We start from the raw sequence: 14,000 nt of genomic DNA, 5'->3' as shown, positions 1-14,000 counted from the left end.
ATCAGGGCTGGGCGGCGGCGAGGGCGGCGGTGGCGGCCTTGCCGATCGCGGTGGCGGCCTGGGCGGGGTGGGTGAGTTCGAGCACGGTGGCGCCGGGCAGCGGGCGGGGGTCGGGGTCGAAGGCCAGCCAGAGGACGGCGCATCCGGCCGCGCGGAGGGCGGTGAGGCGTTCGGCGGCTCGGGCGGCTTCGCCGGTGGTGTAGTAGCCGTCCGAGGCGATGACGAGGAGGCGGCCCGCGCCGGGCTGGGTGAGGTCGACTCCGGCTGTCAGGGCGTCGGTGGCTTCGGCGAGGCTGTGGCCCATTCCCTCGGCTGCGAACCGGGTGACGGCTCGGGGTGTGCGGCCCGGTGCGGTGATCGCGGTGACCGACCGGTCGTAGGCGACGGTCGCGCTGCGCGAGTCGGGGTCGGTGAGGGAGACGGCCTTGGCGACGATCCAGGCGGCCGAGGCGATCGGTGCTGCGGCGATGTCCATGGATCCGGAGACGTCCACCGCGATGCCCACCCGTAGCGGCGGGGTTGGGCCGGACCGGTGGACGGTGCGCGTCCACGGGGTCGCGGTGGGGACGGCGCCTGCGGCCCGTTGTGCGTCCCGGGCGAGGGCTTGGCGCATGTTGAGGCGTCCGGGCGGGACCGTCGAGGCGGCGTGGGTGGTGGTGCGTTCGCGGTAGGCGGCGGCTCGCAGGGCTCTGGCCAGCTGCCCGGCGGCGGCCTTCTCGGCGCCGGTGGGCGGGCGGGTGTCGATCACCGGGGAGCGGCCGCGCTGGCCTCGGCCGGGTTTGCCGGGGGTGTGGGGGCGTCCGCCGGAGCCGAAGACCTTCTCGGCTGTCTGTGCCGCCTGCCGCGCTTGGGCGGCCTGGGCGGCCTTCGCCTGCTTCCGGGCGGTGCGGGCCGCGTCGATACGTGCCTGGGCTGCGGCCTGCATAGCCTCGTTCGCGGCCACCGTGGAGACGGTCTTGCCGATCGCCTCGGCCAGTTCCGTGGATGCCTCGCCGTCGGGGTCGGGGGCTGGTTCCGGTCCTGCCGGGTCGGTGCCGAGTGCCGTGCACCAGGCTCGGGCGTGCTCCAGCATCGTCTGTCCGTCCTCGTCCCCGGTGGTGTGGGAGGCGGTCCAGATGGCTGCGAGGGTTTCCAGCAGGTCGGCGCCGAGGATGCCGGTGACCGTGCTCTCCAGGGATGCGGTCTCGTCCGGGTCGAGGATTCCGGCGTCCCGTCGGGCGAGGAGGAGCCCGGCCGCCATGGCGGCCTGCCACCGGTCGGCGAGGGGCTGGCTGGTGAAGTCCTTCAGGACCAGGGTGGTGACGGCGGCTCGCAGGTAGCGGCGGTCGCCGGGGCGGCGGCCGAGGTGGGCGCGTTCGGCGCGGGATTCCTCCAGTACGGCCCCGGCCGCGTCCAGGGCCGTGCCGCGCAGCGGGGGCGGGGTGATCCACCGGCTGTGCGCGGCGTGCGCGGCCTCGTGGGTGAAGGCGCCCCAGGCGGCCGGGTAGCGGTCCTCGTCCCCGGGGCGCAGGGGGTCGATGGTGGGCGGGCTCAGCGGGGCGAAGAGGGCGGCGTCGATCTCCAGTTGGGCTGCGGTGGGGTAGAAGGCGGCCGGGGCGCCGGAGCGGGTGCCGATTTCGCAGGTGACGAGGACGTCCTCGCGTCCGGCGAGCTCCGGCAGGCGCTCGCTCAGGGCGGCGGCGATGCGCAGCCACTCCCCCGCGTGCGGGTGGCAGGGCGGTTCGAAGGCGGGGCCTCCGTCGTCCTCCCAGCGGGCCAGGTCGAGTTCGGCCTCGGTCATGGCGGGCGGGGCGGTCTGGATGTGGGCCTGGGTGTGGGCGGGCATGGCGGGGCGGTCCTTCCTGGAAGGCGGTGGGGTGGGGTGAGGGGGTGGGCCTGTTGTCAGAGCTGGCGGCCCAGGGCCAGGGCGGTGATGGGGCGGCCGGTGGCCTTGGTGACGACCTCGGCGACCGTGTCGCGGTCTTCCAGGGGGGCGATGCCGACCAGGTTGGCGAAGGCTGCCTCGGTGCCCAGGACGTCGGCGATCTTCTGGAAGGCGATCAGTTCGCGCAGTTGCGGTGCCCAGCCGGTCTCGCCTGCCTGCTGGCTGGCGGCGAGGTGCCGGGCGATGCGCACCGCTGTCCGGTTGATCTTCAAGGAGGCGGCCAGGTCGTAGTCGGAGCCCACCTGGATCTGCACCGAGAACCGGCTGGCCAGGGCCTCGGTGAGGACCGCGCCGTGGACGCCCGGGTTGTGACCGGCGATCACGTAGAACCCGTCGGCGGCGGTGACTGTCTCGCCTTTGTGGGCCTTGACCTGGATCTGCCTGCGTCCGTCCATGGCCGGGTACAGGGCTGCCAGCACCTTCGGGGAGATCAGGGTGGCGTCGTCCAGGAGGAGGGCCCGGCCTTCCTGCATGGCGGTGACCAGGGGCCCGTAGATGAACTCGTAACCGCCGCTGGCCGTTTGGGTGTATTCGCCGATCAGGTCGCCGACCGTGGTGTCGCCGTCGCCTGCGACCGTGATGAGGTCGGGGAAGGCGGCCTCGATCAGGGAGGTCTTGCCCGTGCCCGGCGGCCCGTACAGCAACACGGGCACCTGCCCGGCCCGTAGCTTGCGCAGGGCCTCTACGTCCGGCAGTTCCGCCAGCGCGCGGGGGTGGTAGGGCTGCCCGTTCGGGCGGATAACGGGTTCGGGCCGCCCGCCCGGTGGCGGGGTGACGGGCGCCGGTGGGGCCGCCTGGGCATTGGGGGTTGGCGCGCCGTGGGAGTTGGGCGTCGTCCGTGTCGCGCGGCGCGCGGCGGCGGCCGTGGCCGAGGTCGCCCGGTACATGCGCGGCTGTGAGCCGACCCGTTCCGCCTCGCCCCGGTTCACCAGGGTTTCGCAGGCGTTACCGACGGCCCCGCCGGAATGCCCCAGCATTCGGGCCAGCGCGGTCACGGTGAACTGTGCGGTCGTGTTCGCCACCAGAACCTGCGCGATCCTCGCGCGCAGTTCGCCCGGGCGCGCCTTTCCTCCGGGGCTCGGCGGTGAGGTCGGGGCGGCGGTCCCGGGGACCGGGGTGGCCGGAGTCGGGGTGGGCGCCTGCGCGGTGGTCGGGGTGGGTGCGGAGGAGGGGGCGGCGGCAGCAGTCATCGAGCGTTTCCTTTTCTCCGGCCGCCAAAGGAATCCGCGATGCGGATTGAAAGCGCATCCCCTTTTTTGGGCGCACTCCACCCGTCATCCGTTTAGAACCGGACACCTTTAGCGGGATTTCTCGTTCCCGGCCTTTCCGGGAACAATTGAAATATAGCTCGCCCCGCACCCCTCTTGAAGTCGGATTCCAGCTCGGAAATGCTGGAATTCTCGTGAATTCACGACGGGAATTCAGGGTAATTCGCGGTCACACGACGTCTTGTGTCGTGGTCGGCGGCGTGCACGACCGATGTCCAGGTCACCGGTGCACGCCGACGCCGTGTCGCGCGCCGCGCGTGCCCGGTGTGGCGCGGTCCCCGGCGCGGTCCCCGGCGCGGTCCCCGGCGCGGTCCCCGGCGCGGTCCCCGGCGCGGTCCCCGGCGCGGTCCCCGGCGCGGTCCCCGGCGCGGTCCCCGGCGCGGTCCCCGGCGCGGTCCCCGGCGCGGGCCCCGGCGCGGTCCCCGGCGCGGTCCCCGGCGCGGTCCCCGGCGCGGTCCCCGGCGCGGTCCCCGGCGCGGTCCCCGGCGCGGTCCCCGGCGCGGTCCCCGGCGCGGTCCCCGGCGCGGCGGCACCTTCGGCTACGCCTGGGTGCCGCCGCAACCGCACCTCAGATGCATGGGGTCGTGCCACGCCGGCGTAGGTGGGTATGAGGGTTTGCCAGAGGAAGGAAATGTGAGCTGGGAACCGGGAGCACGGACGCGGGCCGGTGTCCGAAGACAGACAGTTGGGTTGGAGTCCGCGGTGCCGGCCGGACCATCCGTAGATCGGGATGCATTGCTGCACCGATATACAGTCGGCCTCGCCCGCCGATGGCTCGCAGGGGCTCCGACCTGTGCTTATGCCCGCGGTCGGGGTGTCGTGTCCAAGCGCGTACACGCAGGCGACGCCGGATACGACGCCCGATACGACGGGTGGAATGCCACTGCGTTCCTCGCCTCAGATCGGCATGGAGCGCAGGGTCTTGGACGTGTGTGGCTACCGGGTCTGGCGGGTGTGGCTCCTGGGCGCGATGAGGGCCCGGGTCGCCGGCTCTGGTTCGACTCCGAGGTCGTCGAGTTGCCGCTTGAGGCGGGTGTAGGTGTGCCGGGCGGCGTCGTGTCGTCCTGCTGCCTGGTAGAGGCGGATGGCGTGCTGGGCAAGCCGCTCGTGGTCCAGGTGGATGGTGCTCAACTGCTCCAGCATCGTCAGGACCGCCTCCTGCTCACCGGGGGCAGCGCCGGGCTGTTCGGCCTTGCGAGCCAGACGGAGAACGGCATCGGTGGCCTGGGTGGCGAAGTGCTCGCGGATCGCGTCGGCCCAGAGATAGTCGCGCCCCTGGGCGAATGGTCCACGGTAATGGGCCAGGGCCTCGCCTACAGCGGAAACTGCTTCGCTATCTGTTTCCTTCACCTGCACTGACAAAGCATGCTTCATCTTTCTGCTGAACTGATCGATATCCGTTTCCACGAGTTCCGGGTGCAGCTTGTGAAGTTCTCCCTGCAGCAGGACGAATTCCTGGCCGGTGACACCCGTCGCGGCACGCAGGGCGCGGCGGACCGCGCGGCGCAGGTTCTTCAGTGCGTTCTGGATGCTGTCCGGTTCGAGCTGGAGTTTGTCGGCGATGTCGGTGGCGAGGAGGCCCGCGGGGTGGGCGGCGAGCAGGGCCAGGAATTCGTGGACCTCGGGCCGGAGGTTGCTGCCGATGGGGTCGCGATGACCGCGGGCGTAGAGGGTGATCGGCCCGAGGACGTGGAGGCTGACCGGCTTGGCCTGGGCCGGCCGTGGCACGACGGCGGGCGGGGGTGGTGTGGCCGGGGCGTCCTCCGGTGCGGGGTCGGTCGTGGCTTCTGAGTGTTTCTCGCGGGGTCGTGTGCTCGGAGCGGGGAGGACCCGGAGTCGGGGGCGTTCGCCGTGGGCGGTGAGGAGGACCTCAGTGACGTCCCGCCCGGCTTCGGGAGTGAGGTGGTACAGCCGCAGTTGCTCCGCGGACTCCCGTGCCCGCTCCGTGCCGGGGTGGTGTGTGGTTCCGTCGTCGGTGATGTGCCAGGACTCGGCGCCGGGCAGTGCGGTGGCGAGGGTGAGGACGACCAGGGTGTCGGGGTTGCTGCGGGCGGCCAGCGTCTGCAGTTCGCCGAGATGGGCCGCGTCGGGAGCGGTGAGCAGGAGAAGAGTGCCTGGCTCGGTCTCCTGAGCGGTTCCGGGGTCGGTTGCCGTCGCCCCGGTGGCTTCGGCGGAGGCTTCGCGTTCGTCCTGGGCGCGGGCGTGGGTGATCAGGTGCCGTTCGGCGTCCTGGATGGCCTGTGCGGTGTCAATGGTCTGGGTGAGCGCGGTGAATTGCGGCGGCAGTCCGGGGAGCAGTTGCTCGGCCACGTCTTCGGGGACGACGGCTTGCACCCGCGGAGGTTGGGGACGGCGGCGTTCCGCGGCGGTGAGGATGCCGATGAGCAGGGCTCGGGCGGCGTTCTCGGCGCCGGGGCCGGACCAGGTGCATCCTCCGGGGCGGGCCAGTTCGTCGAGGGTCACCTCGGTGTTGTCCTGGACGCCGATGGTGACGGTGTCGGTGTCACGAGGTTCCTGCGGTGGGGTACGACGGGAGATCAGAGCGTCGGGGTCCTGCGGTTGGCGGTGCAGCGTGGCGGCGTGTGCCGCTTGAGCCGCCTTCTCCACCAGCGGGCTGAGGGTGGGCGTCTCCGGTTGCGGATCCGACTCCGTGCCGGGCTTACGGAGGCGGCTTCGGTGCCAGTACCAGTAGCGGCGTGCGGCCAGGAGGCCGGCCGCCGCGGTGATGCCGAGCAGGCTCGCCTCGCCGAGGCTGATGGCCGCGGGCCCCTGTTGGGTGTCCGCTTCCCGCGCTTCGGCGTCATCTTGCTGGGCAGGGGCCACCGACGTACTCGGTTCCCGCCTCTCCTGGCCGGGCCCTCTGTCCCCGCCAGGGGCAGTGTCAGTGTCGTTCAGAGTCGGCTCTTCTGCTTGCGATGCTGCAGGAGCGCTTGCTTCGGCATCAGGATTCGAGCGCGGCGGCGTCGGTGGGGTGGCGGTCTGGGTGACGGGGATAGTCAGCCGCCAGCCGGGCAGGATGCGGTCGGGGTCACTGAGCCGGGTTCCGTCGCCCTGGAGCCGGTCCTTGTTCAGGGCGTAGATCCGGGGCCATTTGCAGGCGTCTCCCAGGTGCGAGTGCGCGATGTCCCACAAGGTGTCGCCTTCGGCCACCATGTACTCGACGTGCCGCACGGCGCCCGTCTTTCCACGGGGTGTGCCGCGCTCCTTCTCCTGATCTGTTGTGGCGGTCTGCATGCCAGCGGCCCCGGGCGTGGAGCGTGGAGAAGCAGTCCACCGGTCGAGGGCAGGGATGAGAGGGGCCATCGCGGTGAACTGCGCTCGTGTTTCTCCGCCGGAGATGGTCTGTTGTGCTCCAGCCGGGGGCGGACGCCACAGACTGAGCAGGGCGACGATCAGCGTGCCGATGCACAGGGCTGCCAGTGAGTTTCTGAAGGAGAGCTCGGCGATGTGCTCGTCGTGCACCCGGTGGTCCCGGAGCAACTGCGGCAGGTGAGCGGCGTACCAGCAGATCTCGCGGAGCGCTGTCCAGGCGAAGACGGCCCAGCAGATCCAGCCCACCATCGCGAGCAAGTCGACTGCCAAAGGGTCGCTGACCGGCTGCGCCATTCGGTCCGTGAACTCCTGCCAGGTGTAGACCCGCTCGGGCCACGGGACGCCGGTGGCCCGCCACAGCACCCAGGGCATGCCGGCCAGCAGGGCGAGCGTGATGGCCAGGGTGCCGCCTGCCGTGGCGGCTGCGCTGAGGCGCTGGCGCAGCGCAACTGGGTGGTTCATCACTGCCTTCGCTTTCTCGGCCGGGATGTGGTGGGCGGGGCGGCCGGTCACGGGGTGGTGCGTTGGGCGTGCGCGGTGCCGGTCGCGGTCACCGTCAGGGTGCGCAGACCGATGAGCTGCAGGATCTGGGTGGGCTGGCGATGGGTGACGTGCACCGTGACGGCGTTGCCTTTCACCTGTGCCCGCCCGCTGTCTCCGGTGGCGGCGACGTGGGCGCGGGCTGCCCCGGCGGCGCGGTCGCGGACGAGGCGGATGTCTCCGGCACGCCGTAGGTGGCCGAGGTCGAGTTGCTGAGCGCCGGTGCGGGCGGCCTCCTGGGCTACGTCCAGGGCGCGGGCCTTGCCGGCCAGGGCCAGCCCGCCGTCGACGACGATTCCGGCGAACAGCCACAGTGTGGCGAACACCCCGACGACGAAGACCGCCACCTGCCCCCGGTCCTCGCCGGCCGGCAACCGGCTCCAGGTGCGCGGCGGACGCGTTGGGATGCGGCGCTTCATGACGCGCTCCGGAAGGAATCGACGACGGAGGAGGCGGTACCGGTCAGGGAGACGTGGCCGGGCATCCGTGATCCGGTGAGATCGCTGAGGTCGGCCGTGCAGGAAACCGTGGTCATGACGGTGGCGCCGGGGGCGAGTCCGCCGGTGGTGAGGCGGACGCTGGGGCGGGTGCAGGAGGATCCCGCCTCGCGTAGTTCCGCGCTCGCCGCCTGCTGGGCCTGGGCGCGGGCGTCGTTCTCGGTGCGGGCCAGCGAGGCGGCACGGGCGGCTTGGTGGGCGGCGTTCGCGACGATCAGGCGGGCGTCGGTGAGCCGTCCCAGCCCGACTACGACGAGCAGGAGCAGCACCAACAGGGGTGTGACGAGGACCAGTTCCACCGCAGCCGAGCCCTGCTCGCCGTTCCCGCGCCGTTGGCGGGCTTGCCGGGTCACGATCGGTCTCCGGTCGGGGCGGTGATTCTCTCGGTGGGTCCGGAGGCTGTGCCGGATGCCCGCAGGTCCAGGCCGGGGACCACGGCCAGGACCGCCCCGTCCACCCGGACGGTGGTGCGGGCGGTCGTGCGGTCGACGGTCACGGACGGCGCGGTCAGCACGCGGCTGCCCAGCGCGGTCAGGCTGCGCCGCGCCTGCGTCCGGCCGTCCGCCGCGCTGCCGTCCTCGACGCGGGCGGCGGCCAGGGCTCGTTGGGCCGCGTACTGGGCGATGTGCCGCGCGTGCCAGGCCAGGGCGAACTGCACCGCCAGCAGGGCGAGCAGCAGCAGCGCCGGGACGACGAGCACCAGCTGCGTGCTCGCCGCTCCGCGGTCACCGCCGGGGCTGGGCCGGAAAGCCGTCACGGTCTACCCCAGGTCGATGCCGTTGGCCTTGGCGGTGACCTTGGCGATGATGATGCCCACCACGGTCAGGGCCAGGATCGCCAGCAGCGCGGTGACCACGACGGTCTCGGTGGTGTAGCCGTCGTCTTCGCGGAGGTGCCGGCGGAGGTCCGCAAGGTGTGCGCGCACCCGGAGGGTCAGCGTGTCCAGTGGGAACATGGCGAATGCTCTTTCCTTGGTCTGGTCTGGTGTGGTGCGGTGGGTGTCAGCTCACGGACATGACGTGGCCGAGGGCCGGATAGCCGATGAGCAGCAGGAAGGCGGCGAACAGTCCCACCACGGGCAGCGACATCCGCTCGGTCGCCGCTTGGGCGGCCCCGTCGGCTTCGGAGATCCTGCGCCGTCGCATCGCCCGTGCCTTAGCGGCGAGTGAGCTGCGGATCTTGGCGCCTTCGCTTCCGGCCAGGATCAGGGTGGAGGCGAGTTCGGTGAGTTCGGGGACGTCCAGCCGGCGCCCGAGGTCGCCCAGGTGGGGCCAAGGGCTGCTCCGGGTGACCTGCGCGACGTGCAGGGTGTGCCGCAGGCGTGCGGCAGCCCAGCCCTGAGGTGCGGCGACGGCTTGGGCGAGGGCCTGCTGGACTCCGGCGCCGCCCGCGAGGGCGATCACGGTCAGGTCCAGGACGAGGCTGAGGGTGTGGCGCATCTCCCTCCGCCGCCGCGTGGCCTCGTGGCGGATGTTGAGGTCCGGGGCGAAGAACAGCACCGCGGCCAGGGCGAGTGAGCCGGCCATCGGCATCCACCATCCCGGGGCCATGCCCGCTCCCAGGCGCAGCAGCAGCGCGGTGGCCCAGGGGGCCAGCAGCCCGGCCGCGGCGCAGACCGCTTTGCCCGCCAGGTGCTGCTCCTCGTCTCGTCCGCAGACGGCCAGGTCCGCGCGGAGGGAGGGGGTGGGGAAGCCGAGACCGCGCACCAGCGGTACGGCGCGCCGGCCCAACCGTGTGGCCCATTCCGGCTCCTCCGTCTCCTGTCGTGCAGCAGTCGCCGGTACGGGTGCGTTGAGGGCGGTGAGGACATCGGCCAGAGCAGGACGGGCAGGACGCAGCCCGTAGACGAGAGCCGTCGCTCCGGCTCCGAAGAGGGCACCCAGCAGCATGACGATCACCGGGCACCTCCCGCTTCGATGCCCGCCGCCTTTGGGCCCGCTGGGCCGATGAGCCGGGCGGGTTCCTCGATCCGTCCGGCCGCGGTCAGGTAGGCGAAGCTCGCAGCGAACAGAACTCCCACGGCCGCGAGCACCGCCTGGCCGGTCAGTGAGTTGAAGGGGTCGAGGTAGGGGCGGTTGAAGATCACCAGGCCGGTCGCCATGCCGAGGGTGGTGATCACGGTGACGCGCACCCCGGTGCGCACGCTCGCGCGCCCAGCGTCGATGCGCTGCCGCATGGCCACCTGCTCGCGTACCGATTCCGCGAGTTCCCCCAGCAAATGTCCGAGTTGGCCGGCCTGCTGACGGGCCGCCGTCGTCAGGGCGGCGACGACGAGATCGGCCAGGGGATCGTCCGCGTCCTCGGCGAACGCTTCCAGAGCGACGGGCAGCGGCCGGCCGGAGCGAATGGCGGCCGTCAGCTTCCGCATCTCGGGCTGCAGCGCGGCGGGAGCGATGTCGGCGGTTGCCAGCACCGCCTGTTCCAGGCCGGCGGCAGCAGACAGGGTGTCGCGCAGCATCTCCGTCCAAGTGGCCAGTGCTTCCATCCGCTCCGTGCGCCGTGCGGCGGCCCGGTCCGGGCCGAGCAGTCCGGGGAGGGTGAGTACGGCGACCGTGGTCAACACCGCCGCCACCGGCCACGCCGTCAGCGCCCCGACGACCACCCCGACCACGACCGCGATGAGCACGCGGCGCGTAGTCCACTCCCCCGGCAGCCGCGCCACCACCACGGGCCACAGGCCGGTGCGGCTCTCCCGCCTCTCGCGCCGTACGGCGCCGTAGCCGATGGCCACCAGCCCGAGGCCGAACGCCGCCCCGCACGCCACCGCAGGTCCGGTCAGGCTTCCGGGGCTCAACACGTTGCTCGTCATGGCCGCCCCCAGCCCTGGTGGACCGTGGCCCGGACATCCAGCCCCGCTGCGACCAGGTCGTTGAGAGTCTCCGCACGCACGGGCGTCGCGGGTACGGCCCGTCCATCGGCGCCGGGCCGGTAGACCTCGTTGGAGACGATCTGGGCCCCGTCCGCGTCGACGACCTCGCGCACCGAGTCGATGACCCTGCGACCCGCGGCATCCCAGCCCAGGTGGACGACGAAGTGGACAGCGGAGGCCACCATCAGGTTCGTCGCCTCCAGCGAGAGCCGCTCCGGAGACTGCGCGGCATAGGAGGCGAGCTTGGTGAAGACCCCGCGTGAGGTGGAGGCGTGGATGGTGGACAACGAGCCGTCGTTGCCCTGACTCATGGCATTGCACATGGGGATGACCTCGGCCCCGCGGATCTCGCCGACGATGACCCGGTCCGGGGACATGCGCAGTCCCCAGCGCACCAGTTCGGCCTGGTCGATGCCGCCCTCCCCCTCGATGTTCGGCTCGCGGGCCTGCATGGCCACCACGTTCGGGTGCGCCACGGGATCGGCGTCCAGACCGAGTTCGAAGGTGTCCTCGATGGTGACGAGCCGCTCGTGCGGCGAGATCTCGTGGGCGAAGGCGCGCAGCACAGTGGTCTTGCCGACGTTGGTGCCCCCGCCGATGACGACGTTCTTACGCGCCCGCACCAGCGCCCTGAGGAACATCGCGAGCTGCTCATCGCACACGCCCAGCCGCACCAGCTCGGCCATGGAGGCCGCCGGGAAGCGGTGCCGGCGGATCGTCAGCGAGACCCGGCCGGTCACCGCCATGACGGCGAACAGCCGTGAGCCGTCCGGAAGCTGCAGATTCAGACGGGGCACCGCCCGGTCGAAGCGCCGCTCCTCCCCCTCCGCCTGCGCCGCCAAGCCGCGGATCGTCTCCACCAGTTCCGCGTCCGAGCCGGCCACCGGACTCTCGCGGCGCCAGGCGCCCTGCGCGTCCTTGACCCACACCACGTCGCAGCCGTTGACGCAGATGTTCTCGATCGAGCTGTCGGCCAGCAGCCTCTCCAGGCTTCCGGTGCCGAAGAGAGCGTCCTGAACGGCCTGGGCGATCCGCTGCTCGACCGCCGGGTCGAGGATCTGTCCGCCCTGGGCCAGGAACAGCCGCCGCTGCGCTCCCAGTTCCTCGGCCAGCAGCCGCCCCACGGTGGTCCGCCGGGCCGCCTCGTCCTCCGCGGGCAGCCCGGCGAGCTCGCGCTCACCGGCGTACGCGGCCAGCCGGGCGGCCACCCTCTGCCGCACCAGCCCGGCCAGCTCCCGCTCACCGCCCGCGGGTGCCGCTCCGGGCGCCATGAGTTGCTCGCTCACGATCCGCTTCCTCCATATCCGGGGGCATGGACCAGCCCGCTGTGGCCCTGCCCGGCCAACTGGGCCCCAGGGCTCCCGGCCAGGGGATCCACCTCGACGGCTCCCGCTTGCGTATCGCTGCCTTGCGGTTCCGCCAGCCGGCAGGCCAGCGCTCGCGCGGCAGCGATCAGCGGCGGTCTGCGGAACCCGGCACCGCGCAGCGCGCCCGGATTCAGGCTGTTCAGGGTCGCCACGGTCCTGGCATCCCAGGGCAGGAAGGCCACGTGCCGGATACCGAGGGAAGTGGCGATTTCCTCCGCCGGGTAAGGGCTCGGACCGACCACGGCCAGCATCAGCCGCCCGGCATAGCGGTCGGCGTCCAGCCCGTAGGCGGACACATGGGTCAGAGGTTCCGCCCCGCCCCGTGTCACCAGGACCACCCGGTCCGCGGCGTCCATGAGCGGCTGGATGTCCTCGCCGAGGCGCCCCAGGTCGAGCAGTACCGTGCCGCGTTCATCGGTCTCGCCGCGCAGCACCCGCAGCCCGGCCTCGCCGGCCAGCAGCCGTACCGCCTGGCCGCACGGCCCTCGGCCTGGCACCGCGACCACCGTCCGCACGCCACAGGGCAACTCGCTCGCCGCTCCCAGTAGGGAGCCCGGATACGGCTGCCGGGCCGTGGCCGCCACGTCCAGCAGTGAGGGTGCCGTCGGGAGGCCGAAGCGGATCATCAGGTCACCGCCGGAACCGTCCGCCTCGACCATGACCGGCCGCACCCCGCCGTCCACTTCGACCGGCCATGCGGCGGTCAGTGCCAGGGCGGTGGTCGTCACTCCTGGCGCACCGGAAACCGATCCGAGCACGACCAGCCGTCTCACGGAGCCTCCCGCCCCTGGGCCGGCAGCACCACGACGCGCGGATGCTCCAGCTGTGCCGCCCGCCGTGCGGCCGCAGTCTCCACCAGCACCGTCACCACCCGCGACCCGCCCGCCGACTCGGCCTCCCGCACCCCGGTCACCGTCCCCGCCACCACGGCGGCCTTCTTCTCCTCGTTCTCCGGCAGGGCGCCAGTGCTGGCAGGTCCGGGGAGGACCGCAACACGTTCCCCGGCAGCCAGGCTCGGCGGTGCGCCTCCCGGCTCCACGGCCAGCGCCACCTGCGAGAAGCCCTTCGGCGGAAAAGCTGCCTTCGGCCCCAGCTGCCCAGGTGCCAACAGCGAGCCGGCCACGAGCGGTACCCGGGCCCGCCGCCCCAGCACCGCACCCCGCTCCGCGGCCAGTACCACTCCCGCGTCCGCCGCCACCTGCACCGCACGCACGTCGCTCGCCTTCAGCACGTGGCCGACCGGCACGTCCCGGGCCAGCACCAGCACCTGGTCCCGCTCCCCCACCGCCTGCGCGACGAGCGCGAATCCGACCGCCGAGACGACCACGGCCCCCAGCCCGGCCCACACCCAGCCAAGTTTGCGGCGCCGGCTGCCGGTCACGGTTGGCTGCTGATCCGGGCCGGGTTCGCGTGTCCCCGGCACCCTGAACCCGCCGCCCTTCAGGGTCGAAGAAGACATGGGGGTACCCACCACTCACCTCGCTGACAGAAGAATTCCGACGTCGACCGAGTTCGCCCGCCCTTCCGTGGCCGGGCTGGTGCGGGAGGTCGTCAGCCCGTGACGACGGCCTGCACCTCATCCACCACCAGCGGACGTTCGGCGGTTATCACCAGCCCGGGCACGACCCCGGTCTGCCCGGCCCCGTGCCACTCGACATCCCAGGTCACTTGCACGGAGACGGTGTACGACCCACCCGGGGCGGACAGCGAAGCCCGCCGGTAGGTATAACCACAGTCAGGCGAAGACGCCTTGGGACTGTGTGCCGCCGAGTAGGGCGTCCCCGGCCCCAGGCAGATCACCGTCCGGCCATCCCCCATGGACCACACGGTCTTCCACGGCTTGGCTGTGGCCGTCACCTCGACGCCGTCCACCGCGGCCGACACCGACACCGGTCCCCAGGCGGAACGGTCCACCCACATCCACGTCGGCACGTGGACCACCTGCACCAAGTCCTCGTCCGGACTCGTACGGATCACCGGCTGCGGCAACTCCAGCCGCTCCACCGCACGCTGGACGACCACTTCCACCGGCACCTGCCGCTGTGCGCCCCGCGCCGGCTTCTTCCGCTCCGCGCCGTCAAAGCGAGGCATGATCCCCATGCCGCCGCCCAGATCGAACTCCCAGCCATCCGCGACGATCTTCGGCGGCCCCTCCGGCACTCCACCGCCACCGGTCTTGGACGTCTTCCGGTGAGGCGCCTTGCCGCTCTTCCCCGCCACGCC

At 72.3% G+C, this 14,000-nt stretch carries 13 protein-coding genes; all 13 read right to left on the bottom strand.

The window, feature by feature from the left end; genetic code table 11:
- Window position 1: 1 nt before the first annotated feature.
- The 13 genes from LIX60_RS21650 to LIX60_RS21590 all read right to left on the bottom strand — a co-directional run bounded on the left by LIX60_RS21650 (window position 2) and on the right by LIX60_RS21590 (window position 13,997).
- Window positions 2-1,825, bottom strand: coding sequence for a vWA domain-containing protein (locus LIX60_RS21650; RefSeq protein ID WP_227959971.1), 1,824 nt, complete (start codon window positions 1,823-1,825; stop codon window positions 2-4).
- A 56-nt stretch (window positions 1,826-1,881) separates the two neighbouring features.
- Window positions 1,882-2,901 (bottom strand): AAA family ATPase, encoded by a 1,020-nt coding sequence (locus tag LIX60_RS21645; RefSeq protein WP_227962858.1) that lies wholly within the window; start codon window positions 2,899-2,901, stop codon window positions 1,882-1,884.
- 1,227 nt (window positions 2,902-4,128) lie between these two features.
- On the bottom strand, window positions 4,129-6,966 hold the full coding sequence (locus tag LIX60_RS21640) for a BTAD domain-containing putative transcriptional regulator (protein WP_227959970.1): 2,838 nt from the start codon (window positions 6,964-6,966) through the stop codon (window positions 4,129-4,131).
- A 47-nt stretch (window positions 6,967-7,013) separates the two neighbouring features.
- Window positions 7,014-7,463: a pilus assembly protein TadG-related protein gene (locus tag LIX60_RS21635; protein ID WP_227959969.1), complete on the bottom strand. Its 450-nt coding sequence runs from the start codon at window positions 7,461-7,463 to the stop codon at window positions 7,014-7,016.
- Complete coding sequence (locus LIX60_RS21630; protein WP_374117892.1) at window positions 7,460-7,894, bottom strand: TadE/TadG family type IV pilus assembly protein; 435 nt, start codon at window positions 7,892-7,894, stop codon at window positions 7,460-7,462. The genes LIX60_RS21635 and LIX60_RS21630 overlap by 4 nt, the downstream gene beginning before the upstream one ends.
- On the bottom strand, window positions 7,891-8,298 hold the full coding sequence (locus tag LIX60_RS21625) for a TadE/TadG family type IV pilus assembly protein (protein ID WP_227959968.1): 408 nt from the start codon (window positions 8,296-8,298) through the stop codon (window positions 7,891-7,893). The genes LIX60_RS21630 and LIX60_RS21625 overlap by 4 nt, the downstream gene beginning before the upstream one ends.
- A 3-nt stretch (window positions 8,299-8,301) precedes the next feature.
- The gene (locus tag LIX60_RS21620) at window positions 8,302-8,496 is read right to left on the bottom strand and encodes a hypothetical protein (RefSeq protein ID WP_125623052.1); all 195 of its coding nucleotides are present in this window, start codon (window positions 8,494-8,496) and stop codon (window positions 8,302-8,304) included.
- 46 nt (window positions 8,497-8,542) lie between these two features.
- Complete coding sequence (locus tag LIX60_RS21615) at window positions 8,543-9,439, bottom strand: type II secretion system F family protein (RefSeq protein ID WP_227959967.1); 897 nt, start codon at window positions 9,437-9,439, stop codon at window positions 8,543-8,545.
- On the bottom strand, window positions 9,436-10,350 hold the full coding sequence (locus tag LIX60_RS21610) for a type II secretion system F family protein (protein ID WP_227959966.1): 915 nt from the start codon (window positions 10,348-10,350) through the stop codon (window positions 9,436-9,438). Before LIX60_RS21610 ends, LIX60_RS21615 begins: the two co-directional genes overlap by 4 nt.
- Window positions 10,347-11,696 carry a CpaF family protein gene (locus LIX60_RS21605; RefSeq protein ID WP_227959965.1) on the bottom strand — a complete coding sequence of 450 codons (1,350 nt, stop codon included), beginning with the start codon at window positions 11,694-11,696 and terminating at the stop codon, window positions 10,347-10,349. Before LIX60_RS21605 ends, LIX60_RS21610 begins: the two co-directional genes overlap by 4 nt.
- Complete coding sequence (locus LIX60_RS21600; protein ID WP_227959964.1) at window positions 11,693-12,505, bottom strand: hypothetical protein; 813 nt, start codon at window positions 12,503-12,505, stop codon at window positions 11,693-11,695. Before LIX60_RS21600 ends, LIX60_RS21605 begins: the two co-directional genes overlap by 4 nt.
- 41 nt (window positions 12,506-12,546) lie before the next feature.
- Window positions 12,547-13,158, bottom strand: a complete 612-nt coding sequence (locus tag LIX60_RS21595) for an SAF domain-containing protein (RefSeq protein ID WP_227959963.1) — start codon at window positions 13,156-13,158, stop codon at window positions 12,547-12,549.
- Between the two features lie 170 nt (window positions 13,159-13,328).
- On the bottom strand, window positions 13,329-13,997 hold the full coding sequence (locus tag LIX60_RS21590) for a hypothetical protein (protein ID WP_227959962.1): 669 nt from the start codon (window positions 13,995-13,997) through the stop codon (window positions 13,329-13,331).
- Between the last annotated feature and the right edge of the window lie 3 nt (window positions 13,998-14,000).

The sequence above is a fragment of the Streptomyces sp. S07_1.15 genome, from assembly GCF_020739505.1.
GTDB lineage: Bacteria > Actinomycetota > Actinomycetes > Streptomycetales > Streptomycetaceae > Streptomyces > Streptomyces xinghaiensis.
The sequence above is the reverse complement of the archived record's forward strand: the minus strand, read 5'-3'. Positions and strand labels throughout refer to the sequence as shown.